This window comes from Actinokineospora sp. PR83 (assembly GCF_021056305.1).
Classification (GTDB): Bacteria; Actinomycetota; Actinomycetes; order Mycobacteriales; family Pseudonocardiaceae; genus Actinokineospora; species Actinokineospora spheciospongiae.
Genome location: NZ_JAJCXD010000127.1, coordinates 35,983 through 59,217, shown reverse-complemented (window position 1 = coordinate 59,217; position 23,235 = coordinate 35,983). Strand labels below are relative to the sequence as shown.

At 73.2% G+C, this 23,235-nt stretch carries 17 protein-coding genes and 1 tRNA gene; 8 read left to right on the top strand and 10 right to left on the bottom strand.

The features are described from left to right. The first annotated feature begins 160 nt into the window (after positions 1 to 160). The 4 genes from L6E12_RS32725 to L6E12_RS32710 all read left to right on the top strand — a co-directional run bounded on the left by L6E12_RS32725 (position 161) and on the right by L6E12_RS32710 (position 6,127). On the top strand, positions 161 to 1,177 hold the full coding sequence (locus L6E12_RS32725) for a methionine ABC transporter ATP-binding protein (protein ID WP_236231787.1): 1,017 nt from the start codon (positions 161 to 163) through the stop codon (positions 1,175 to 1,177). Positions 1,178 to 1,644: 467 nt separating this feature from the next. Further along, entirely contained in the window at positions 1,645 to 2,607 is a 963-nt protein-coding gene (locus tag L6E12_RS32720) for a 4-(cytidine 5'-diphospho)-2-C-methyl-D-erythritol kinase (RefSeq protein WP_236231786.1), read from the top strand. Between the two features lie 31 nt (positions 2,608 to 2,638). Next, positions 2,639 to 4,414, top strand: coding sequence for an ABC-F family ATP-binding cassette domain-containing protein (locus L6E12_RS32715; protein ID WP_236231785.1), 1,776 nt, complete (start codon positions 2,639 to 2,641; stop codon positions 4,412 to 4,414). Between the two features lie 48 nt (positions 4,415 to 4,462). Next, complete coding sequence (locus L6E12_RS32710; protein ID WP_236231784.1) at positions 4,463 to 6,127, top strand: fatty acyl-AMP ligase; 1,665 nt, start codon at positions 4,463 to 4,465, stop codon at positions 6,125 to 6,127. Positions 6,128 to 6,561: 434 nt separating this feature from the next. On the opposite strand, the gene L6E12_RS35210 is transcribed toward L6E12_RS32710, so the two are convergent. From L6E12_RS35210 to L6E12_RS32655, 8 genes are all read right to left on the bottom strand, one after another. Continuing rightward, a complete protein-coding gene (locus L6E12_RS35210) occupies positions 6,562 to 7,092 on the bottom strand; it encodes a DivIVA domain-containing protein (RefSeq protein WP_304523934.1) in 531 nt (176 codons plus the stop codon). 5 nt (positions 7,093 to 7,097) lie between these two features. Next, entirely contained in the window at positions 7,098 to 8,411 is a 1,314-nt protein-coding gene (locus L6E12_RS32690; RefSeq protein ID WP_308075422.1) for a DivIVA domain-containing protein, read from the bottom strand. 21 nt (positions 8,412 to 8,432) lie between these two features. Continuing rightward, on the bottom strand, positions 8,433 to 9,014 hold the full coding sequence (gene pth / locus L6E12_RS32680) for an aminoacyl-tRNA hydrolase (RefSeq protein WP_236231783.1): 582 nt from the start codon (positions 9,012 to 9,014) through the stop codon (positions 8,433 to 8,435). An 84-nt stretch (positions 9,015 to 9,098) separates the two neighbouring features. After that, positions 9,099 to 9,719 carry a 50S ribosomal protein L25/general stress protein Ctc gene (locus L6E12_RS32675; protein ID WP_236231782.1) on the bottom strand — a complete coding sequence of 207 codons (621 nt, stop codon included), beginning with the start codon at positions 9,717 to 9,719 and terminating at the stop codon, positions 9,099 to 9,101. 334 nt (positions 9,720 to 10,053) lie between these two features. Next, positions 10,054 to 11,037, bottom strand: coding sequence for a ribose-phosphate diphosphokinase (locus L6E12_RS32670; protein ID WP_035280750.1), 984 nt, complete (start codon positions 11,035 to 11,037; stop codon positions 10,054 to 10,056). A 44-nt stretch (positions 11,038 to 11,081) separates the two neighbouring features. After that, on the bottom strand, positions 11,082 to 12,602 hold the full coding sequence (glmU, locus tag L6E12_RS32665) for a bifunctional UDP-N-acetylglucosamine diphosphorylase/glucosamine-1-phosphate N-acetyltransferase GlmU (protein WP_236231781.1): 1,521 nt from the start codon (positions 12,600 to 12,602) through the stop codon (positions 11,082 to 11,084). Between the two features lie 184 nt (positions 12,603 to 12,786). Next, complete coding sequence (locus L6E12_RS32660) at positions 12,787 to 14,538, bottom strand: GGDEF domain-containing protein (RefSeq protein ID WP_236231780.1); 1,752 nt, start codon at positions 14,536 to 14,538, stop codon at positions 12,787 to 12,789. Between the two features lie 107 nt (positions 14,539 to 14,645). Beyond that, positions 14,646 to 14,716: transfer RNA gene (locus tag L6E12_RS32655), tRNA-Gln, on the bottom strand. A 324-nt stretch (positions 14,717 to 15,040) separates the two neighbouring features. Here L6E12_RS32655 and L6E12_RS32650 point away from each other — a divergent pair. Continuing rightward, positions 15,041 to 15,994, top strand: coding sequence for an acyl-CoA desaturase (locus L6E12_RS32650; RefSeq protein WP_236231779.1), 954 nt, complete (start codon positions 15,041 to 15,043; stop codon positions 15,992 to 15,994). Positions 15,995 to 16,050: 56 nt separating this feature from the next. Further along, a complete protein-coding gene (locus L6E12_RS32645; protein ID WP_236231816.1) occupies positions 16,051 to 16,653 on the top strand; it encodes a TetR/AcrR family transcriptional regulator in 603 nt (200 codons plus the stop codon). 90 nt (positions 16,654 to 16,743) lie between these two features. Here the strand turns inward: L6E12_RS32645 and L6E12_RS32640 are convergent, their stop codons facing one another. Beyond that, a complete protein-coding gene (locus L6E12_RS32640; protein ID WP_236231778.1) occupies positions 16,744 to 17,511 on the bottom strand; it encodes an enoyl-CoA hydratase/isomerase family protein in 768 nt (255 codons plus the stop codon). Positions 17,512 to 17,626: 115 nt separating this feature from the next. On the opposite strand from L6E12_RS32640, the gene L6E12_RS32635 reads away from it, so the two are divergent. After that, positions 17,627 to 18,817: a sorbosone dehydrogenase family protein gene (locus L6E12_RS32635; RefSeq protein WP_236231777.1), complete on the top strand. Its 1,191-nt coding sequence runs from the start codon at positions 17,627 to 17,629 to the stop codon at positions 18,815 to 18,817. On the opposite strand, the gene L6E12_RS32630 is transcribed toward L6E12_RS32635, so the two are convergent. Continuing rightward, a complete protein-coding gene (locus L6E12_RS32630) occupies positions 18,801 to 19,400 on the bottom strand; it encodes an HD domain-containing protein (protein WP_236231776.1) in 600 nt (199 codons plus the stop codon). The genes L6E12_RS32635 and L6E12_RS32630 overlap by 17 nt on opposite strands. Before the next feature lie 147 nt (positions 19,401 to 19,547). On the opposite strand from L6E12_RS32630, the gene mfd reads away from it, so the two are divergent. Further along, a complete protein-coding gene (gene mfd / locus L6E12_RS32625; protein WP_236231775.1) occupies positions 19,548 to 23,138 on the top strand; it encodes a transcription-repair coupling factor in 3,591 nt (1,196 codons plus the stop codon). Positions 23,139 to 23,235: the final 97 nt, after the last annotated feature.

The following is a 23,235-nucleotide window of genomic DNA, read 5'->3' as shown; positions in this document are numbered from 1 at the left end:
CGACGAGGCGTGACCGCATGTCGTCGTACGCGCGTATCTGGCTGAGCTGTCCCCAGTAGAACGTCGTCTTCGTACCACCCCAGCCCGTCCTGCCCCGGAACGTCCACTGTGGACGCGAGCCGGTCCGGAGGGCTGCCGTCGCGCCGCGTTGGAGCAGATCGTGATCACCGTTGAGAACCTGACCAAGTCCTTCCCCGGCGACAGTGGCCCCGTGCACGCCCTGCAGGACGTCACCCTGGACGTCCCCGCGGGCTCCATCACCGGCGTGGTGGGCCCCACCGGGTCCGGCAAGTCCACCCTCGCCCGCCTCGTCGCCCTCCAGGAGCGCCCCGACTCCGGCGTCATCCGGTTCGACGGGTTCAACACCTCCGGCCTCGACCCGCGCAGGCTCCGCGCGGCCCGCCGCCGCATCGGCGTGGTGCAGCGGGGCGGCCTGCTGGAGCAGCGCACCGCCGCGGGCAACATCGCCCTCCCCCTGGAGCAGGCGGGCGTCGACGGCCCCCAGCGCCGGGAGAAGGTGGGCAGGCTCCTGGACCTGATCGGCCTCACCGACAAGGCCGCCCACTACCCCGAGGCCCTGACCCCGGGCCAGCAGGCCAGGGTCGCGGTCGCCAGGGCCCTGGTCGGCGACCCCGGCCTCCTGCTCGCCGACGACCCCACCCGCGACCTCGACGCCGACGGTGCCGCGGGCGTCCTCACCGTCCTGGACCGCGCCCGCGCCGAACTGGGCGCCACGGTCCTCGTCGCCACCGACGACGCGGGCGTCGTCCGCCGCATCGCCGACGACGTCGCCCTCCTCGACGGCGGCCGGATCACCGAGGCGGGCCACCTGCTCTCGCTGGTCCAGGACCCCCGCAGCGCCGTCGCCCAGTCCCTCCTCCCGGAGATCGACGCCCCGAAGGCCGCCAAGGCCCGCCACGACCGCCTGGCCGAGGTCGTCCTCGTCGGCTTCGCCGCCGTCGGCGCCCTCCTCCCGGAGGCCACCTCCCGCTTCGGCACCACCATCTCGGTCGTCGGCGGCGGCCTGACCCGCATCGGCGAGACCCCGGTCGCCCGCTTCCTCCTCGGCCTCTCCGGCACCCAGGCCGACACCGCCCTGACCTGGATCGCCGAACGCGGCGGCCAGGTCCAGCAGCGCCGCACCGGCCCCCAGGGCCTGGTCGCCGCCTGCGCCTGATCCGCACGACGAACCACCGCGCCCGCCCCACCGGCACCCCCGGCAGGGCGGGCGCGGTGCTTTTCCCGACCCCCGCCACCCGAAACCCCGCCGAGGCGCAGCCGCCGACCACCCCACCAGCGGGCAGCCGAGTGACCAGCCACCCGCAACCCCACCAGGCGCAGCGAAAGCCAGCCACCCCCGCAACCGCCGGCCCGGTGACCACATGCCCGGGTGGGTGGATGTGCTTGGGTGGGGGTAGCGATCATGTGCAAGCCTGCTTGGGCTGTGGGGCATCTCTTCAGCCCCACTCGGTCACACTGGGCGCATGATCGCTGTAGGGGCCCCGCCCGAGCAGATCCACCCACCCGGGCGCCACCAACAAACGATCGGCTCTTCAAGCTTTTGAGCACACTTGACCCACCCCCACGAGCCCGCGGCAGGGACCTTGGAACCGGCCAGGGGCAGGGCGGCCGTAGGCTGGGCGGGTGCTTGCTGTCGTGCCTCCGCCGGTCACCGTTCGCGTCCCGTCCAAGGTGAACCTCCACCTGGGAGTCGGGGACCTGCGGCCGGACGGCTACCACGACCTGGCCACCATCTTCCAGGCCCTCTCGCTGACCGACGAGGTCACCGTCGCCATCGCCGACGAGCCCGGGGTCGAGGTGCACGGCGAGGGGGCCGACTCGGTGCCCACCGGTCCCAGCAACCTGGCCTGGCGGGCGGTGCGGGAGCTGGCCGAGCACGTCGGCCGCGACCCGGAGGAGCCGAAGATCCGGGTCGTGATCCGCAAGGGCATCCCGGTCTCCGGTGGCATGGCCGGTGGCAGCGCCGACGCGGCGGCCACCCTGGTCGCGCTGTCGTCGCTGTGGCGCCTGGACATCGGGCGCGACGAGCTGGCCGGGGTCGCCGCGCGGCTGGGCAGCGACGTGCCGTTCGTGCTGCACGGCGGGACCGCGCTCGGCACCGGCCGCGGTGAGGAGCTGGTGCCCGTCCTGTCCCGGCACACCTACCACTGGGTCCTCGCCTTCGACCGGCGCGGCCTGTCCACCCCGAGCGTCTACGGCGAGCTGGACCGGCTGCGCGCCGACGGCGACCCGCCCCGGATCGGCGCCGTGGAGCCGGTGCTGGAGGCGCTGGCCTCCGGGGACCCGGGCAGGCTGGCGCCGCTGCTCGGCAACGACCTGCAGGCCGCGTCGGTCTCCCTGCGGCCGGGCCTGCGGCGCACGCTGCGGGCCGGGGTCACCGCCGGTGCCCTCGCGGGCATCGTCTCCGGGTCCGGGCCCACCTGCGCGTTCCTCTGCGCCGACGGCGACGCCGCGCTGCGGGTGGCCGCGGAGCTGTCCGGTGCGGGCGTGTGCCGCACGGTCCGGGTGGCGCACGGCCCGGTGCCGGGGGCGCGGGTCGTCACCGACGACACCCCGCGCCCGGTGCCGCCCGAGGCGCACGCGTAATCCGCCCCCGAACCACACCTGGAAAGCGCGAATGGTCAACCTCGTCAACATCGAGAACGTCAGCAAGAGCTACGGCGTCCGCCCGTTGCTGGACTCCGTCTCCCTGGGCGTCAACCAGGGCGACCGGATCGGGGTCGTGGGCCTCAACGGCGGGGGGAAGACCACCCTGCTGGAGGTGCTGGCGGGCATCGAGCCCGCCGACACCGGGCGGGTCAGCCGCAACCGCGACCTGCGGATGGCCGTGGTCACCCAGCGCACCGACCTGCCCGCCGGGTCGACCGTGCGCAACGCGGTGCTGGACCCGTTGGGCATCACAGAGGAGCACCAGTGGGCCGCCGACCCGCGCGCCCGGTCGATCCTGACCGGCCTGGAGATCCTCACCCTCGGCCTGGACAGCCCGGTCGACACCATGTCCGGTGGTGAGCGGCGCCGGGTGGCCCTCGCCGCGGCCCTGGTGCAGGACCTGGACCTGGTCGTGCTGGACGAGCCCACCAACCACCTCGACGTCGAGGGGGTGCGCTGGCTGGCCGACCACCTGATCACCAGCGGGACCGCGCTGGTGGTCGTCACGCACGACCGGTGGTTCCTCGACACGGTCTGCACGCGGACCTGGGAGGTCGTCGGCGGCCGGGTCGAGCAGTACGAGGGCGGGTACGCCGACTGGGTCTACGCCAGGGCTGAGCGGGCCAGGCTGGCCGACACCCTGGAGGAGAAGCGGCGCAACCTGGCCCGCAAGGAGCTGGCCTGGCTGCGCCGCGGCGCCCCGGCCCGCACCTCCAAGCCGCGCTACCGGATCGAGGCCGCCGAGGAGCTGATCTCCGACGTGCCACCGCCGCGCGACAGCGTGGAGCTGCTGGCCTTCGCCAAGCGCAGGCTCGGGCGCACGGTGCTGGAGCTGGAGGACGCCTCGGTCAAGGCGGGCGACAAGCCCATCCTGGACCACGAGACCTGGCGGATCGGCCCCGGCGACCGGGTCGGCCTGGTCGGGGTCAACGGGTCCGGCAAGACCACCCTGCTGCGGTTGCTCGCCGGGGACAGCGAGCCGGAGACGGGCAGGCGGATCCAGGGGCAGACGGTGCGGATCGCGCACCTGACCCAGGAACTGGTCGAGCTGCCGCCGCGCAAGCGGGTGCTGGAGGCGGTCGAGGAGATCGCGGGCCGGGTGCAGCTCGGCAAGCAGGAGCTGTCCGCGTCCCAGCTCGCCGAGCGGTTCGGGTTCCCGGCGGAGAAGCAGTGGACCCCGGTCGGCGACCTGTCCGGCGGGGAGCGGCGGCGGTTGCAGTTGGCCCGGCTGCTGATGGCCGAGCCCAACGTGCTGCTGCTCGACGAGCCCACCAACGACCTCGACATCGACACCCTGCAGCAGCTCGAGGACCTGCTCGACTCCTGGCCGGGCACCATCGTCGTCGTCTCCCACGACCGGTACCTGGTCGAGCGGGTGTGCGACCGGGTGGTGGCGCTGTTCGGCGACGGCAAGATCAGCGACCTGACCGGCGGCATCGAGGAGTACCTGGACCTGCGGCTGAAGATCGTCTCCGCGACCGCGCCCGCCGCGGCGAAGCCGGTCCGCGACGAGGGGCCGCGGGTCAACGCCGCCGAGCGCCGGGCCGCGCAGAAGGAGCTGTCGCGGCTGGAGCGGCAGATCGCCACCCTGGACAAGAAGGAAGCCCAGTTGCACGCCGCCCTCGCCGAGGCGGCCACCGACAGCGGCAAGCTGCTCGACCTCGACGCCGAGCTGCGCAGGGTCGTCGCGGAGAAGGAGGAGCTGGAGGGCCGCTGGCTCGAGGTGGCCGACGCCGCCGAGTGATCACCGCGGCTCACCCGGAGGTGTGACGCAGGCCCTAAACTGGCGGTCATGAGCCGGTTCGTCGACATGCTGCTGGAGACCGCCCGCACCCGGGGGGACGCGCGCGGGATCACCACGGGGGAGCCCGCCGACCCGGTGCGCACCACCTGGGGCGAGGTGCACCGGCGGGCGCTGCGGATGGCGGGCGCGCTGGTCGCTGGCGGGCTGGAGCCCGGGGGCGCGGTCGCCGTGCTGGCCGCCGAACCGATCACCATCGCCCCGGCCGTGCAGGCCGTGTGGCTCTCCGGCGGCAGCGTCACCATGCTGCACCAGCCGACCCCGCGCACCGACCTCGCCGAGTGGGCCGAGGACACCGTGCGGGTGCTGGCCATGATCGGTTCCGAGCTGGTGCTGCTCGGCGCCCCGTTCGACCAGCTCGCCCCGGTGCTGGAGCAGCACGGCATCGGCTACCTGCTGCTGACCGACCTGGCCGGGGGCGAGCCGCTGGCCGAGGTCGTCGAGGTCGGCGAGGACCAGCCCGCGCTGTTGCAGCTCACCAGCGGGTCCACCGCCGACCCGAAGGCCGTGCGCATCCTGCACGGCAACCTGTTCGCCAACCTGACCTCCATGCGCGCCGCGTCGGCCCTCGACGTCGAGCACGACGTGATGGTGTCCTGGCTGCCGCTGTTCCACGACATGGGCATGGTCGGCTTCCTCACCGTGCCGATGACCATCGGGATGGAACTGGTCAAGGTCACCCCCGTCGAGTTCCTCACCGGCCCGCTCATCTGGGCCGACCTGATCAGCCGCTACGGCGGCACCATCACCGCCGCCCCCAACTTCGCCTACGCCCTGCTCGGCAGGCGCCTGTCCGGAGTGGACGAAGACGGCAAGTACGACCTTTCGTCGCTGCGCCTGGCGCTCAACGGCGCCGAGCCCATCGACGAGAAGGCGGTGGCGTCGTTCACCGCCGAGGGTGCCCGCTTCGGCCTGCGCGCCGAGTGCGTCTTCCCCGCGTACGGCATGGCCGAGACCACGCTGGCGGTGTCGTTCGCGCCGCTGCTCTCCGGGCTGCGCCTGGACTCCGTGGACGCGGACAAGCTGGAGTCCGAACAGCTCGCCGTGCCCGCCGCCGACGGTCCGGTGCGGTCGTTCGCGTTGCTGGGCAAGCCGTTGGCGGGTATCGAGGCGCGCATCGTCTCGGGGGACGGGGTGGTGCGCGGGGAGCGCGAGGTCGGGGAGATCCAGTTGCGCGGGGAGGCCGTGACGCCCGGGTACCTGACGGTGGACGGTCCTGTTGCGACCCAGGACGCGGATGGGTGGCTGTCCACGGGGGACATCGGATACCTGGCCGGTGGGGAGATCGTCATCTGCGGCAGGCAGAAGGACGTGATCATCCTGGCTGGGCGCAACATCTACCCGACCGACATCGAGCGCGCTGCCGGGACGGTGCCGGGGGTGCGGGCGGGGAACGCGGTGGCGGTGCGGTTGGACGCGGGGAGCCTGCGGGAGCGGTTCGCCGTGGTGGTGGAGTCGAAGTTCGCGGGGGACGCGGGGGAGGAGAAGCGGATCCGGAAGGACGTGGGGGCTCGGGTTTTCGAGTCGGTGAACGCTCGGCCGGTTTCGGTGTTGGTGTTGGCGCCGGGGACTCTGCCGAAGACGCCCTCGGGGAAGTTGCGGCGGGCGGCTGCTGGGGAACAGTTGGAGTCGTCGATCCGGGCTGCTGCGTCTTGATGCCCGGTGCTCAAGCGGATTTGAAGCCCGGCCGTTTGTCGGTGGTGCCCGGGTGGGTGGATCTGCTTGGGCGGGGCCCCTACAGCGATCATGTGCCCAGTGTGACCGAGTGGGGCTGAAGGGATGCCCCACAGCCCGGGCAGGCTTGCACATGATCGCTTCCCCCACCCAAGCAGATCCACCCACCCGGGCATTTTTGTAGCCGGGCTGGCGGTTGCGGGGGTGGCTGGTTTTCGCTGCGCCCGGTGGGGTTGCGGGTGGCTGGCCGCCCGGCCGCCGGTTGGCGGGGTGGTCGCCGGCTGCGCGCGGTGGGGTTCCGGGTGGCCGGCCGCCAAGCGGCGGTTCGAGGTGGGCGGCTGCTGTGCCTGGTGGGGTTGGTGTGGCTGGTAGCCGGCCGGGCAGGCGGTTTTATGTTGGCCCGGGGGTGTGGTGGCTCAGGCTTTGCGGCGGGCCAGCTCGGTGGCGATGGCTTCCAGGAAGGCGTCGACGTCGGCTTCCCGGTAGCCGGGGCCCAGGCGGGGGGAGGGGCCGAACTTGGTGTCCCGGACGTCCTGGGCGGTCAGGTCGACCGTGCCCCGGAAGGCTTCCTCCGCCTTGAGGAGGAAGGCGTCGACCTCGGTGGCGTCGTAGCCCCGGCGGCCGAAGGGGGTCGGGGGGAAGCGGGCGGTGCGGATGTCGTGGTCGGTCAGCGGGCGCGGTGGGGGCGCCGGGGGTGGGGGGTGGCGGGTGAAGTGCGCGGCCACGCGGTCCAGGAAGTCGTCCACCTCCGACTCGTAGTAGCCGCGCCTGCCGATGGGGGGCTTGCCGAAGCTGACCTCGTTCACCTCGGCGGCGGTGAGCCGGGTTCGGCCCTCCAGGGCCTCGACCACCCGGTCGAGGAAGGCGTCGACTTCGTCCTCGTCGTAGCCGCGCCTGCCCACGATCGGCTTGCTGAAGCGGGCCGCGTGGACGTCCTCGGGGGTCATCGTGCTCAGTGCTCCCGGCGGTGCAGTTCGTCCACCCACGCTTCGATGACCGCGTCCACCGCGGCCTGGTGGTAGCCCTGGCCGACGAAGAACGTCAGGCCGGGGCGGGCGGCTTCCAGTTCCTCGGCCGTGGGGATGTCGTCGAGGGAGGTGGCGGCCCGGGTGAGGATCTGGACCAGGCGCTCGACGTCGCCGGTGCGGTAGCCGCGGACCCCGGCGGGGGCGGGGGGCAGCGGCAGGAACGGCACGTCGGAGTCGATCGGCAGTTGCTCGGGGGCCGCGTGCCGGGTCGGGTACGACTGGGGGCGCGGCTGCTGCTGGACCGGCTGCTGCTGGACCGGGGGCGGGGCGGGCTGCTGGTGCTGGCCCTGGTGCTCCGGCGGCACCGGCGGGTAGCCCCTGGGCTCGGTGAACCACTCGCGGTTGTCCCGGCGCGGCGGCTCCTCCGCCTCGTGCCTGTGCCGGACCGGCGCCTGCTGGGCGGCTGGGGGCTGCGGGGCCGCCTGGGGCTGCTGGACCGGGCGGGCGGGGACCTGCCTCGGGTGCTGTGCGCCGTCGCCGTTGTCGGGGGTGCTGTTGCCGGGGGGTGGCAGGAAGACCCGGCGCTGGTCCTTGACCGGGAGTTGGTGCGGGCCCGAGGTGTGGCTGATCGACCCGCTCGCGGCCGGGCGGTGCTGTGCCTGCCGGGGCTGGGCGGGCTGCTGGGTGGGCTGGACCGGCTGCTGGGCGGGCGCGGCCGGGCGGTCGGCGGGCAGGTCGTCGCTCAGCACGAACGGTTCGAAGTCGTCGTCCGCCGCTGCCGGGACCTGGGCCGCCGGGGGCTGGGCCGCGGGGGGCGGGGCGGTCTGGCGGGCGGGCTCGGGGGTGTTGGGGATCACCCGGCGCCGCGGTGGCGGGGTCGGGTCGGCGGACATGCCCGGGGGCAGCTCCAGGGCCGTCTTCCCCGGTGGCGTGGGGGGCAGGACGACCCGCGGGCCGGTGGCCTGGCCCGGCTGGCGGCGCGGTGCGGGCGGGTCGTCGAAGTCGTCGTCGTCCGGGTCGTCCTCCCCGGCCTCGACCCGCTCCAGGTGTTCCACGACCAGGTCGAGGAACTCGTCCACCTGGCCCTCGTGGTAGCCGCGGCGCACGATCGGGGCGGCGTCGAACTCCACCGAGCTCACCTCGGCGGCGGTGATCGGCTCGCCACCCTCGAGGGCGGCTTCCACCCGGTCCAGGAACGCGTCGACCTGGTCCTCGTGGTAGCCGCGCCTGCCGAAGGGCGCCTTGTCGAAGGTGGCCGCCCGGACGGCCTCCGCGGTCAGCGGCATGTTCGGCTGCACTCCTCAGACGGTAGCGGCGACTCAGGTCGCGTGGAAACTGTTCTGCGCGGCCGTCAGGCCCTGGCCCACGAGCGCCTCCACCGCGTCGGCGCACCGGTCGACCTCGAACGCCAGCTCCTTGCGCTCGGTGGCGCTGAAATCGCGCAGCACGAAGTCGGCCGGGTCCTGCCGACCCGGTGGTCTGCCGATGCCGAACCGCACACGGTGGTACTCCCTGCTGCCCAGCGACTTCGAGATCGACCGTAATCCATTGTGGCCGTTCTCGCCGCCGCCGAGCTTGAGCCGGACCGCCCCGAAGGGCAGGTCCAGCTCGTCGTGGATGACGCTCAGCCGCTCCAGCGGGGCCTTGAAGAACCGCAGCGCGCCCGCCACCGGGCCGCCCGAGACGTTCATGAACGACCGGGGCTTGACCAGCACGACCCGCGCCCCGGCCAGCCTGCCCTCCAACACCTCGGCCCCGGACCGGTGCGCCTTGAACTTCCCGCCCACCCTGGCGGCCAGCTCGTCGGCGACCAGGAAGCCGATGTTGTGCCGGTTGCCCGCGTACTGCGGGCCGGGGTTGCCCAGGCCGACGACGACCTGGGGTGCGTCGTCCTCGCCCATGCACCCTCCGTTCCACGGCCCGATGCCCCGGTCCAGTCGGACCGGGGCATCGGGGATTGTGTCAAACGCGCCGTTGCGGCGGTGTCAGTCCTGGGGGGTCTCCGGGGCTTCCTCGACCACGCCCGCACCCTCGATGTCGATCTCCGCCTCCATCTGCTCGGCGGTCGGCGACGCGTTGACCGCCAGCACCAGGGCGGCCGGGTCGGTCACCAGGGTGGTGCCCGCCGGGAGCGGGACCTCGGCGGCGTTGATCTGGGTACCGGCCGTGACGCCCGCGATGGACAGCTCGACCTGGTCCGGGATGTTCAGCGCGTCGGCCTCGACCTGCAGGGTGGTGAGGTCCTGGGTGAGCAGGGTGCCCGGGGCGGCCTCGCCGGTGATGACGACCGGCACCTCGACGGTGACCTTCTCGCCCCGCTTGACCAGCAGCAGGTCGACGTGCTCGATGTAGTTCTTCAGCGGGTGGGTGGTGACGGTCTTGGTGAGCGCCAGCTCGGCACCGCTGCCGAAGTCCAGGGTCAGCACCGCGTTCTGACCGTGCTCACGCACGACGCGGGCGAACTCCAGGGCGGGCAGGGCCAGGTGCTGCGGGTCGGAACCGTGTCCGTACAGCACGGCGGGGATCTTGCCCGCGCGACGGGTGCGGCGAGCCGCGCCCTTGCCGAACTCGGTGCGCTGCTCGGCGGCCAGCTTTACCTCGGACACGACGGAACACTCCTTGCGATCAACAACGGCGGCGGGAGCGCGACTTCTCAGTCGGCTGCGGCGACCTGCGGCAAGGGGGCGCGCGATAACCCGGGACCAATGGGAACGGTCCGAGAACCGCCACGTCGATCACGCCAGGCGCGATGCCCGCCTCGCCGAGGCAACTCGAATAGTCTACGCACGACCCCACCTGGGAACGAAACCGGGGTCGACCGGCCCTGACGGACCGAGTCGACCCCGGGTACCACCACGACCACCGGGACAGGCGAGTCCAGGCCGCCACCGGGGGACGATGCCGGGTGGGGACGAGGGGGTGGGTGGCGGGAGAAAAAGATCAAGCGTCGCCGTCGAAGAGCGAGGTGACCGAGCCGTCCTCGAAGACCTCGCGGATGGCACGCGCCAGCAGCGGGGCGATGGACAGCACGGTCATCCCGGGGAAGCGCTTGTCCTCGCCGATCGGCAGCGTGTTGGTGAAGATCACTTCCTTGGCGCCGCAGCCCGAGAGCCGCTCCTGCGCCGGGCCCGACAGCACGCCGTGCGTGGCCGCCATGACCACGTCCGCGGCGCCCTCGTCGATCAGCTGGCCGACCGCCTTGGCGATGGTGCCGCCGGTGTCGACCATGTCGTCGATGACCACGCACAGCCTGCCCTCGACCTCGCCGACCACCCGGTTGGCGACGACCTCGTTGGGTCGCAGCGGGTCGCGGGTCTTGTGGATGAAGGCGATCGGCACCCCTCCCAGGTCGTTGGCCCACTTCTCGGCCAGCTTGGTGCGCCCGGCGTCGGGGGAGACGACGGTGATGTTCTGCGCCGGGTAGTTCTCCTTGACGTAGCGCGACAGCAGCGTCTGGGCGAACAGGTGGTCGACCGGGCCGTCGAAGAAGCCCTGGATCTGCGCGGTGTGCAGGTCGACGGTCATGATCCGGTCGGCGCCCGCGGTCTTGAACAGGTCGGCGATGAGCCGGGCGGAGATCGGCTCGCGGCCCTTGTGCTTCTTGTCCTGCCGCGCGTACGGGTAGAACGGCATGATCACGGTGATCCGCTTGGCGCTGGCCCGCTTGAGCGCGTCGACCATGAGCAACTGCTCCATCACCCACTGGTTGATGGGCGCGGAGTGGCTCTGGATGACGAAGGCGTCGCAGCCGCGCACCGACTCCTCGAACCGGACGAAGGTCTCGCCGTTGGCGAAGTCGTAGGCCGCCTGCGGGGTGATCTCCACGTCGAGGTGCTTGGCGACTTCCTCGGCGAGTTCCGGGTGGGCCCGTCCGGAGAACAGCATCAGGTTCTTCTTCGGGGTGCCGCCGGTCTTGGTGCTCATGCGCGTCCTCGCTGTCAGAAAACCACAGGCTGTCGGGGGAACCTCTAGTCGGTGCCGGGCTCGGTCCGGGTCGCGGTGTCGTCCGCGCCTGCCGCCGTGCCCGCCGCCTGCCGCGCCCTGCGCGCCGCGTCCGCCGAGGCGGTGCCCGGCCTGCTGCGCAGGACCCAGTCGTCGATGTTGCGCTGCGGGCCGCCGGACACCGCGAGCGCGCCGGGGGGCACGTCCGCGCGGATCACCGTGCCCGCGCCGCTGTAGGCGCCGTCGCCGACGGTCACCGGGGCCACGAACATGTTGTCCGAGCCGGTGCGCACGTACGACCCGACGACGCTGCGGTGCTTGGCCACCCCGTCGTAGTTGACGAACACGCTGGCCGCGCCGATGTTGCTGTGCTCGCCGATGGTGGCGTCGCCCACGTAGGACAGGTGCGGCACCTTGGAACCGGTGCCGATGTCGGCGTTCTTGGTCTCCACGAAGGTCCCGATCTTGCCGCGCTCGCCCAGCCGCGTCCCCGGGCGCAGGTAGGCGAACGGGCCGACGGTGGCCCCCGCCCCGACCACGGCCCCCGAGCCGTGCGTGCGCACCACGCTCGCCCCGGCCCCGACCTGCACGTCGGTCAGCGTGGTGTCCGGTCCGACGGTGGCGCCCTCGCCGACGGTGGTCCGCCCGCGCAACTGCACCCCCGGCTCCAGCAGCACGTCGCGGGCCAGCTCCACCTCGACGTCGACCCAGGTGCTCGCCGGGTCGACCACGGTGACCCCGGCGCGCATCCAGGACTCCACCACCCGGCGGTTCAGCTCGGCGCCGAGCCGGGCGAGCTGCACCCGGTCGTTGACGCCCTCGGTCAGCCACGGGTCCGCGCACACCAGCGCCCCGACCCGGCGGCCGTCGGCGGCGGCGATGCCCAGCACGTCGGTCAGGTACAGCTCGCCCTGGGCGTTGTCGGTGGACAGCCGGGACAGGCCGTCGACCAGCACCGCCGCGTCGAAGGCGTACACCCCGGAGTTGACCTCGGTGATGGCCCGCTGCTCGGCGGTGGCGTCCTTGTGCTCGACGATCGCCTCGACGGCGCCGTCGGCGGTCCGGGTGATCCGGCCGTAGCCGGTCGGGTCGGCGACCACGGCGGTCAGCACGGTGACGGCGTTGCCGCGCCCGGCGTGCTCGTCGAGCAGCGCGGTGAGCGTGGCGGTGTCCAGCAGCGGCACGTCGCCGTAGGTGACCAGCACCGTCCCGGCCAGGTCGGCGGGCAGCGGCGCCAGCCCGCAGGACACCGCGTCGCCGGTGCCGTTCTGGTTCTCCTGCACCGCGGTCACGACCTCGCGGCCCAGGGCCTCGGCCACGGTGGACAGGTGCGCGCCGACCGCGTCCCGGCCGTGCCCGAGGACGACCACCAGGTGCGCGGGCTTGAGCCCGGCCGCGGCCCGCACGGCGTGCTCGACCAGCGGCCTGCCCGCCACCGGGTGCAGCACCTTCGGGGTGGCCGAGCGCATCCTGGTGCCCTCGCCCGCGGCGAGCACGACCGCGCTCACCTGCCCCAGCGGCGGGTGGTCCGGGTGGTTGGCGGGCATCGCGCTCCTCGGCATCGGGGTGTCGGCAACTCGGGTCGGCGGGTCTGGCCCGCATGGGCGGGTCGGAACAGTCGGGTCGGCACGGTCGGGTGGGCACGGTCGGGTCGGCACGGTCGGTCACCACAGCGGCCGCGTCCGGCGATCCCGCTGGCATCATCCGGCGAGGTGCGGCCGGGAGCCGATCCTACGTGGTCTCCGGGAGCACCCACGCCCGGTCGGTGGCCCCGGCGGTCGACAGCGTGCCCGGTTCGACCCGGGGCCGCCTGCCCGAGTCGGCCGCGGTGATCGCCACGATGTCGTTGCCGCCACCGCGCTTGGCCTGGTACATCGCCGCGTCCGCGCGGGCCAGCGCGCGCACCGCGGTCTCCTGCGGGCGCAGCGCCACCACGCCTATCGACAACGTCACACCGTGGGACATGTCGCGCGGGAGGTTCGCCACCGCGGTCAGCGCCCGGCGCAGCGCGGCCTCCGCGGCGTGCAGCGGGGCCCCGGGCAGCAGCACGATGAACTCGTCGCCGCCGTAGCGGGCCACCATGTCGCTGCCGCGCAGCGCGTCGCGCAGGGTGCCCGCCACCACCCGCAGCACGTCGTCGCCCTCGGCGTGCGACATGCGGTCGTTGACGCCCTTGAAGCCGTCCAGGTCGACCAGGGCGATGGCCAGCGGGTGGTTGGTCGGGGAGGACGCCAGCGCCTCCAGCCGCTCGTCGAGCGCGCGGCGGTTGGGCAGCCCGGTCAGCGGGTCCTGCAACGCCTGCCGGGCGATCGAGGAGTGCATCCGCGACAGCCGCTCGTGCTCGCGGCGGGTGTTGAGGGTGGCGATCCGCGACTCGCGCATGTCCCAGAGCTGGGCCTCCAGCTCGGTGGCGTAGTGCTCCAGCGCCGAGGCGGTGCGCTCGCCGCCGTCCGGGCCGGACAGCCGGGCGAACTCGCGGATCAGGCACAGCCGCAGCGTCGGCTCGGCGGCCTCGTCGCACATCTCCGCGCGGGCGCTGCCGAGGACCTCGACCGCCTCCTCCTCGCGGCCCTCGTGCTCCAGGCAGCGGGCCAGCGCGATCGCCACGATGACCAGCTCGCGCGGGTAGCTGTCGGAGGCGATCAGCCCGCGCAGCCTGCCGATGTGCGCCTCGCCGGGCTGGGCCAGGGCCAGCGCGGCGCCGATGATCGGGTTCTGGTCGGCGGCGGCGGAGTGCGGGTCGCGCGGGAACAGCGACTCGCGGAACGGCGCCTCCACCGCGACCGCGATGGCCGCCGCGGTGGCGAACCGCTCGGCGGCCCGCTCGTCCTCGCCGATGCGCTCCAGCCGCAGGCCCCAGCCGACCAGCAGCCGGGCCCGGTTGATCAGGTGCACCGAGATCAGGTGCGGCCCGGCGCTGGCCCGGATGCACTTGTGCGCGCGCGACATCACCTGGTCGGCGACCTCGTAGACGCCGAGCTGGGTGAGCACGGTGCCGATGTCGACCAGGGTGGCCGCCATGATCATGTCCCAGGTGCGGCCGCCGAGCATCACGTCCGGGGTGATGTCCTCGTCCAGCATGGCCAGCGCGACCGCGGCCTCGGTCAGCGCGGCGTCCTCGGCGCCCGCCAGCAGCAGCCTGCGCCCGCGCAGCGCGTGCGCGTCGGCCTGCAGCACCACCAGGCCGTGGCGGCGGGTGTGCGCCAGCATCTCGTCGAGCAGCGGTTCGGCGGAGTCGGCCAGCTCGTTGTTGACCACCCGGACCGCGACCGCCGAGCGCAGAAGCTGGGCCACCATCCTGGGCTCGCCCCGGCTCTGCGCCTCGGCCAGCAGCCGGTCGACCTCGTCGGTGTGCCGGGGGCGGTCGCGCAGCGCGCTGGTCTGGATGACGGCGAGCAGCTCGCGCGCGCGGCCGACCAGCCAGGCGTCGGAGCGCTCCTCCAACGCGGGCAGCTCGCCGTCGCCACGCTGCTCGTCGTCCACGTCCGTCGCTGCACCCTCCGGGCTCGAGGCCTGCTGTGTCCGCGGTGTCCCGCGCCCCCGCGTGTTCTGTTGTCGCCGTCCCCGTCCCGCCCGGACCGGGTGGCCCGCTCCGCCGCCAGGATTCGAACCTGAACCATTGGAACCAAAATCCAAGGTGCTGCCTTTACACCACGGCGGACCGCCGGTGGATCACCACCGACCGCGAGGACATCGTGGCACGACCGCCGGGCGGCCAGCACCGGTACCCGGCGGATTGGTCGTCGCTCGCGTCCGATCGGGTGTTACGCGGGTCACTCGGACGGCCGCACCGCTACGCACGGAACGCGCACCGGAACGCACCGTTTCCGCTCCCCGGCACAGTGGCGGGGAGCCGCCGCACCCGACGCGCCGACGGGGGCGCCGCAGCGCTGGCGCGTCGGCGCGACCATTCCCTACGCTGACGTAAGTTACGGCGCCGTAGGTGAGCCTGGCCTCAGCCCGGTTCGGAAAGAGGTACCTGAACATGACGAGCACCCTCGACGCGAAGGCGGGCGGCGAATCGTCCGGCGGCCCGAAGCCCCTCTACGAGGGCAGCCGCAACGCCGCCAACCGGGTCGCGGTCTACATCTTCATCCTCGTCCCGTTCGCCGCCCTCGTCGCGGCCGTGCCGCTGCTGTGGGGCTGGGGCCTGGGCTGGGTCGACGTCGCGCTGGCGGTGTTCTTCTTCTACTTCACCGGCCTGGGCATCACCGTCGGCTACCACCGGCTGTTCACCCACGGCTCGTTCAAGGCCAAGCGCCCGCTCAAGATCGCCCTGGCCGTCATGGGCTGCATGGCCATCCAGGGCCCGCCGATCATCTGGGTCGCCGACCACCGCCGCCACCACGCCTTCTCCGACCGCGAGGGCGACCCGCACTCCCCGTGGCTGCACGGCACCACCCCGCTCGGCATCGCCAAGGGCTTCTGGCACGCGCACATGGGCTGGATCTTCGAGCACGAGGTCACCAACAAGCAGCGCTTCGCCCCCGACCTGCTCGCCGACCGCGACATCGTCCGGGTGCACAAGCTGTTCTGGCTGTGCACCACCGCGACCCTGCTGCTCCCCGCCGCCCTCGGCGCCCTGCTCACCTGGTCGTGGTGGGGCGGGGTCACCGCGTTCTTCTGGGCGGGCCTGGTCCGCATCGCGGTCCTGCACCACGTGACCTGGTCCACCAACTCCATCTGCCACCTGATCGGCGAGCGCCCCTTCACCAGCCGGGACAAGGCCGCCAACTTCTGGCCGCTGGCCATCCTCAGCTTCGGCGAGTCCTGGCACAACCTGCACCACGCCGACCCCACCTGCGCCAGGCACGGGGTCAAGCGCGGCCAGATCGACACCTCGGCCCGCCTGATCTGGGTGTTCGAGAAGCTCGGTTGGGCCACCGACGTCCGCTGGCCCACCCCCCAGCGCCTGGCCAAGCTCACCGCCCCCAGGTGACTATCTAGGGTGTGCCGATGAGCGGTCGGCGTCGGCAAGGGGAATCGCGCGTGCGCATGACGGGCGAGGAGCGCCGCAGGCAACTGCTGGACGTGGCCCGCGCGCTGTTCGCGGAGAAGGGCTACGACAGTTCGTCGGTCGAGGAGATCGCCCACCGGGCGGAGGTCAGCAAACCGGTCGTGTACGAGCACTTCGGCGGCAAGGAGGGCATCTACGCGGTCGTCGTCGACCGCGAGATGCAGTCCCTGCTCGCAGGCATGACCGACGCGCTGGCCGAGGACGCCGCCCACCCCCGCCTGCTGCTGGAACGGGCGGCCTGTTCCCTGCTGGACTACATCGAGGGCTCCACCGACGGGTTCCGCATCCTGGTCCGCGACTCCCCGGTCGCCACCGCCACCGGCACCTTCTCCAGCCTGCTCAACGACATCGCCAGCCAGGTGGAGCACATCCTGGGCGTGCAGTTCTCCAAGCGCGGCTACGACGCGGAGCTGGCCGCGCTGTACGCGCAGTCGCTGGTGGGGATGGTGGCGCTGACCGGGCAGTGGTGGCTGGACGCCCGGGAGCCGGGGAAGAACGAGGTCGCGGCGCACCTGGTGAACCTGGCGTGGAACGGGCTGTCGCACCTGGAGGGCAGGCCGACGCTGCGCGAACGCGCCTGACGGGGGCCGCGGGCGGGGTGTTCCGAGGGCGTCGGATCGCGTGCTTCGGCTGCGGGGGCGGGATCGGCCGCCGCGGGCGGAACCGCCGGGTCAGAACCTCGGGGCGCGCTTCTCCAGGAAGGCGGTCACGCCCTCGGCGTAGTCCGCGCTGGTGACCGAGTGGCTGTAGAGGGCCTCGACCTCGGGGTCGGCCTGGGCGGCGCCGTCGACGATCTTGGTGATGATGGTCTTGGCGCCGCGGATGGTGACCTGGGAGCGGCTGGCCATCAGGGTGGCGAGGTCCTCGGCGCGCTTGGGGAGGTCGTCGACGGGGTGGAGTTCGTTGACCAGGCCGATGCGCAGGGCGGTGGCGGCGTCGAGGATGTCGCCGGTGAAGAGGATCTGCTTGGCCCAGGCTGGGCCGACCGCGTCCACCAGCTGCTTGGTGGAGGGGAGGTTGAACACGATGCCGAGCTTGGCCGGGGTGATGCCGAAGCGGGCGTCGTCGGTGGCGATGCGCAGGTCGCAGGCGAGGGCCAGTTCGCAGCCGCCGCCGATGCAGAAGCCGGTGATGGCGGCGATGGTGGGTTTGGCCAGGCCGGTCAGCGCGGCCGTGGCCGCCTCCACCGCCTCGCCGTAGCGGACCGCGCCCTCGGCGTCGCGGCGCAGGGTGGTGAACTCGCTGATGTCGGCGCCCGCGGAGAACGTGTCGGTGCCGCGCACGACCAGCACCCGGACGTCGTCGTCGGCGGCGACCGCGGCCACGTGGCCGGGGATGGCCGCCCACATCTCGTAGCTGAGCGCGTTGCGCTTCGCCGGGCGGTCGATGGTCAGGGTCGCCACCGGGCCCTCGACGGCCAGGCTCAGGTACTCGCTCACCGGCACACCGTATCCGCCCGCCCCCGGTCGGGGGAGTCCCCGAGAGCGCCGTCACGCGGGGCGCGGGCCGGGTGGTCGGACGGCGCCCCGCGGCGGGAACGGGCATCCTGGGCACATGTTCCGGACCCGTGCACTGACCGCGGCCGCCGCGGCACTGGGCCTCGCAGGCTGTTCCGACTCCGCGGTCGGCCAGGTCCCCGCCCCGGGCTCGACCGCGCCCGCCACGCCCACCTCGGCGGTCGCCCCGGCACTGGCCGTGGAGACGGTGGCGGGCGGGTTGACCCACGGGTGGGACATCGGGTTCCTGCCGGGTGGGAAGGTGCTGGTCAGCCAGCGCACCGGGCAGTTCGCCCTGCTGTCGTCCGGGCGGCCGGGGGCCACCGCGACCACCCTGCGGGCCGACACCGCCGACATCCAGGTGCGCGGTGAGGGCGGTCTGCTGGGCATGGTCGTGCACCCCGACTTCGCCACCTCCCGCGAGTTCACCACCTGCCAGACCCACACCGAGGGCGGGCAGCCGAAGGACATCCGGCTGGTCACCTGGAAGCTGTCCGACGACGAGCAGTCCGCCACGAAGGTCAAGGACCTGCTGACCGGCCTGCCGATCGCCGCGAGCGGCCGCCACTCCGGGTGCAGGCCGACGATCGCCGCCGACGGCGCGCTGCTCGTCGGCACCGGCGACACCGCCTCGGCGTCGGCGTCGCAGGACAAGGGCAACCTGGGCGGCAAGGTCCTGCGCATCGACCTCAAGACGGGGGCCGCGCAGGCGGACAACCCCACCCCCGGGTCGCCGGTCTACACCTACGGCCACCGCAACGTCCAGGGGGTGGCCGTCCGCCCGGGTTCCGGGCAGGTCCTCACCGCCGAGCACGGCCCGGACAAGAACGACGAGGTCAACCTCCTGGCGGCGGGCGCGAACTACGGCTGGGACCCGTCGCAGGGCGGCACGGTCTCCGAGTACGACGAGAGCGTCCCGATGACCGACCTGACCCGCTTCCCCGACGCCGTCCCGGCCAAGTGGGAGTCCGGTCCCACCACCGAGGCGGTGTGCGCGTCCGCGTTCCTCGACGGTGAGCAGTGGGGAGCGCTCAACGGCGCTCTTGTGGTCACCGCGCTCAAGGGCGCCAAGCTCCTCCTGTTGTCCCTGGACGAGGACGCGAACGTGCAGTCGGTCGCGATCCCGCAGGAGTTCGCCGACCAGTTCGGTCGACTGCGCGCGGCGCGGACGGGCCCGGACGGCGCCCTCTACGTGACGACCTCCAACGGCTCGGACGACAAGCTGCTGCGGATCACCCCGAAGGCGTGAGGCTTCCCAGTTCGCGCTTGAGGTTCCTGCGCGCTCTCGCGTCCCAGCGGCTCCGCGCAAGAGGGGTCCGGTAGAGAGAGGGCAGGTCGAGCAGGCCCCGCAGCACCACGGCCCGCCCCGCGTGGAACGCCTCGTCCGGGACGTGGGCGTACTCGAAGCGGACCGCCCTGGCGTAGGCGTCGTAGTCCTCGGGCGTCGCGGCGAGGATCGCCAGGTCGGCGTCGCACAGCACCTCGCCGTTGGTGTCGCCCGGCTCGGTGCGGTGGCCCTTGGTCAAGCGCACCAGCCGGGCGACCTCCGCCACCGCCCCGGCGGGCAGGTGCGCGGCCAAGTCGGTCTCGGCGAGTCGGGCGCTGGCTTCTTCGTCGTCGGGTTTCCCCTGGTGGACGGCGTCGTGGTAGTAGGCGGCCAAGCGCACCAGGTCGGGGTCGGCGGCGTGCCCGGCCAGGGTGTCCACGTGCCGCAGCACCGCGCGCAGGTGCCGCAGGTCGTGGTAGCGGCGGTGGCCCTCCGCCCACCGGTCCAGCAGCGCGGCCAGCAGCGGCTCGGGCAGCGACAGCCGCGCCCACACCTCGGTCGACATGGGCGAACGCTATCGGCGCGACGACTGTCGGTGCCAGTGCGTAGTCTTGGCAGCCGAGTACCCCCACCGGTGACACCTCCCCGGCAGGGGTATGTCCGCGTCCGAACTCGATGACCACACCCACCTCCGCAAAGGACAGGCGCACTCGTGTCCCAGGCCCCGGCCGTGCTGCACGGCCTTCTCGACACCCTGCTGGCCGACCCGGCCTGCCTGGCCGTGGCCGAGGCGGCCGGTGCCCCGGCGATGGCCATGCAGGGCCCGGTGGCGGCCCGGCCGCTGGTGGTGGCCGCGCTGGTGGGCGCGGGCAGGCCGGTGCTGGCCGTGACCGCGACCGGCCGCGAGGCCGACGACCTCGTCGCCGTCCTCGGCGACCTGCTCGGCCGCGACGCGGTCGCCGACTTCCCGTCCTGGGAGACGCTGCCGCACGAGCGGCTGTCCCCGCGCGCGGACACCGTCGGTGCCCGGCTGGCCGTGCTGCGCAGGCTCGCCCACCCCGAAGAGCACCCGGCCGGGCCGCTCAAGGTCGTGGTCTGCACCGTGCGCAGCCTGATCCAGCCGATGGCCCCCGGGTTGGGCGAACTCACCCCGGTGCACCTGGAGGTCGGGGCGGAGTCCGACTTCGACGCCGTCCTCGCCCGGCTCGCCGACCTGGCCTACGCCAGGGTCGACATGGTGGAGAAGCGCGGCGAGTTCGCCGTCCGCGGCGGCATCGTCGACCTGTTCCCGCCGACCGCCGTGCACCCGCTGCGGGTGGAGTTCTGGGGCGACGAGGTCTCCGAGATCCGCTCCTTCGCCGTCGCCGACCAGCGGTCGCTGCCCGGGGAGCTCACCGAGGTCACCGCGCCGCCGTGCCGGGAGCTGCTGCTCACCGAGGAGGTCCGCGCCCGCGCCGCCGCGCTGGCCGGGCACCACGAGTCCGACGCGCACCTGCACGAGATGCTGACCAAGCTCGCCGAGGGCATCCCGTCCGAGGGCATGGAGGCGCTGATCCCGGCGCTGCTGCCCGGCGAGATGCAGATGCTCACCGACGCCCTCCCCGAGGGCACGCACGTCGTGGTCAACGACCCGGAGAAGGTCCGCACCCGCGCGCACGACCTGGTGCGCACCGGCCAGGAGTTCCTGGAGGCGTCCTGGATGGCCGCCGCCGGTGGCGGCACCGCCCCGATCGACCTGGGCGCCTCGGCCTACCGCGACCTGGGCGACGTCGCCGCGCACGCCCGCGACGCGGGCCGCTGCTGGTGGACGCTGTCGCAGCTCACCGACGAGAACGCGGTCCCGCTCGACGTGCACCCCGTCGAGTCCTACCGCGGCGACATCGCCCGCGCCTTCGCCGACCTGCGCGCGCACACCGCCGCGGGCGGCGCCGCCGTGCTGGTCGTGCCCGGCGCGGGCACCGGCAAGCGCGCGGTCGACCAGTTGGCCGAGGCCGAGGTCACCGCCGCGTTCGCCGAGGACGGGCTGACCGGGGCACCGCCCGCGGGCCGGGTCACCGTGGTCCGGGCCGGGCTGGAGGACGGGTTCAGCCTGCCCGGGTGCGCGCTGGTCGTGCTCACCGAGTCCGACCTGACCGGCGGCAGGCACGGCACCTCCACCCGCGACATGTCGACCAAGATGCCGTCGCGGCGGCGCAACGCGGTCGACCCGCTGGCGCTCAAGCCCGGCGACTACGTGGTGCACGAGCAGCACGGCATCGGCCGCTACGTGGAGATGGTGCAGCGCGCCACCAAGGACACCTCCGGTGGCTCGGTCACCCGCGAGTACCTGGTGCTGGAGTACGGCAGCTCCAAGCGCGGGCACCCCGGCGACCGGCTGTTCGTGCCCACCGACCAGCTCGACGAGGTCTCCCGCTACGTCGGCGGCGAACTGCCCACGCTGAACAAGCTCGGCGGATCGGACTGGAAGAACACCAAGGCCAAGGCGAAGAAGGCGGTCAAGCAGATCGCCGCGGAGCTGGTGCAGCTCTACGCCGCCCGGCAGGCCGCCCCCGGCCACGCGTTCGGCCCGGACACCCCGTGGCAGCGCGAGCTGGAGGACGCGTTCCCGTTCACCGAGACCGTCGACCAGCTCGCCGCCATCGACGAGGTCAAGACCGACATGATGCGCGGCGTCCCGATGGACCGGGTCATCTGCGGCGACGTCGGCTACGGCAAGACCGAGATCGCGGTCCGCGCGGCGTTCAAGGCGGTGCAGGACGGCAAGCAGGTCGCCGTGCTGGTGCCCACCACGCTGCTGGCCCAGCAGCACCTGTCCACCTTCGCCGGGCGGATGCACTCGTTCCCGGTCACGGTGAAGGGCCTGTCCCGGTTCACCGACGCGCAGGAGTCCGAGCGCACCATCGAGGGCCTCGCCGACGGCACGGTCGACATCGTCATCGGCACGCACCGCCTGTTGCAGACCGGCCTGCGCTACAAGGACCTCGGCCTGGTCATCGTGGACGAGGAGCAGCGCTTCGGCGTCGAGCACAAGGAGCACATCAAGGCCCTGCGCACCCACGTCGACGTGCTGACCATGTCGGCCACGCCGATCCCGCGCACCCTGGAGATGTCGCTGGCGGGCATCCGCGAGATGTCGACCATCCTGACCCCGCCGGAGGACCGCCACCCGATCCTCACCTACGTCGGCGCCTACGACGACAAGCAGGTCGCCGCCGCGATCCGCCGCGAACTCCTGCGCGACGGCCAGGTCTTCTTCGTGCACAACCGGGTCTCCTCCATCGAGAAGGCCGCGCGGGCGCTGCGCGAACTCGTCCCCGAGGCCAGGGTGGTCACCGCGCACGGGCAGATGAACGAGGACCGGCTGGAGAAGATCATCCAGGGGTTCTGGGAGCGCGAGCACGACGTGCTGGTGTGCACCACGATCGTCGAGACCGGCCTGGACATCTCCAACGCCAACACCCTCATCGTCGAGCGCGGCGACATGCTCGGCCTGGCCCAGCTGCACCAGCTGCGCGGGCGGGTGGGCCGCGGCCGCGAACGCGGCTACGCCTACTTCCTGTACCCGCCGGAGGCCCCGCTCACCGAGACCGCGCACGACCGGCTCGCCACCATCGCCCAGAACACCGAACTCGGCGCGGGCATGGCGGTCGCCATGAAGGACCTGGAGATCCGCGGCGCGGGCAACATCCTCGGCGCCGAGCAGTCCGGCCACATCGCGGGCGTCGGCTTCGACCTCTACATCCGCCTGGTCGGCGAGGCGGTGGAGGCCTTCCGCAAGCACGCGGGCGCCCCCGGCGCCGAGGACGAGGAGGAGCTGGCCGACGTCCGCGTCGACCTCCCGGTCGACGCGCACATCCCGCACGACTACGTGCCGGGGGAACGGCTGCGCCTGGAGGCCTACCGCAAGCTCGCCGCCGCCCCCGACGCCGCGGGCCTGGACGCGGTGCGGGAGGAACTGGTCGACCGCTACGGCGAACTGCCGCAGCCGGTGGTCAACCTCCTCGCCGTCGCCGCCTTCCGCCAGACCTGCCGCGCCCACGGCGTCACCGAGGCCATCGCCCAGGGCAGCAGCATCCGCTTCGCCCCCCTGCCCCTGCGCGACTCCCAACTGGTCCGCCTCAAGCGGCTGCACCCGAAGGCCGTGCACAAGGCGGTCACCAACACCGTCACCGTCCCCCGCCCCACCGAGGGCGCGGCGGGCGGCCGGATGGGCGCCCCGGTCCTGCGCGACCGCGAACTGCTGGACTGGTGCGCGGGCTTCCTGAAATCGCTGGAGGTCGCCCCCGCCCCGGCGGGCGTGTGACGGCGGCCGTGGGCGCTCCGCCTTGGCGGGCCGCTGATGGCGGATGTGAGTGCCCCGCCCGGGTCGGCTGATCGGGGGCCTGCGCGACGGCCGCTGT

Excerpts from the sequence above, each read along its gene's own strand:
- L6E12_RS32715 (WP_236231785.1), top strand. The coding sequence starts at position 2,639 with ATGGTCAACCTCGTCAACATCGAGAACGTCAGCAAGAGCTACGGCGTC.
- L6E12_RS32710 (WP_236231784.1), top strand. The coding sequence starts at position 4,463 with ATGAGCCGGTTCGTCGACATGCTGCTGGAGACCGCCCGCACCCGGGGG.
- L6E12_RS35210 (WP_304523934.1), bottom strand. The coding sequence starts at position 7,092 with ATGACCCCCGAGGACGTCCACGCGGCCCGCTTCAGCAAGCCGATCGTG.
- pth (WP_236231783.1), bottom strand. The coding sequence starts at position 9,014 with ATGGGCGAGGACGACGCACCCCAGGTCGTCGTCGGCCTGGGCAACCCC.
- L6E12_RS32670 (WP_035280750.1), bottom strand. The coding sequence starts at position 11,037 with ATGAGCACCAAGACCGGCGGCACCCCGAAGAAGAACCTGATGCTGTTC.
- glmU (WP_236231781.1), bottom strand. The coding sequence starts at position 12,602 with ATGCCCGCCAACCACCCGGACCACCCGCCGCTGGGGCAGGTGAGCGCG.
- L6E12_RS32650 (WP_236231779.1), top strand. The coding sequence starts at position 15,041 with ATGACGAGCACCCTCGACGCGAAGGCGGGCGGCGAATCGTCCGGCGGC.
- L6E12_RS32645 (WP_236231816.1), top strand. The coding sequence starts at position 16,051 with ATGACGGGCGAGGAGCGCCGCAGGCAACTGCTGGACGTGGCCCGCGCG.
- L6E12_RS32635 (WP_236231777.1), top strand. The coding sequence starts at position 17,627 with ATGTTCCGGACCCGTGCACTGACCGCGGCCGCCGCGGCACTGGGCCTC.
- L6E12_RS32630 (WP_236231776.1), bottom strand. The coding sequence starts at position 19,400 with ATGTCGACCGAGGTGTGGGCGCGGCTGTCGCTGCCCGAGCCGCTGCTG.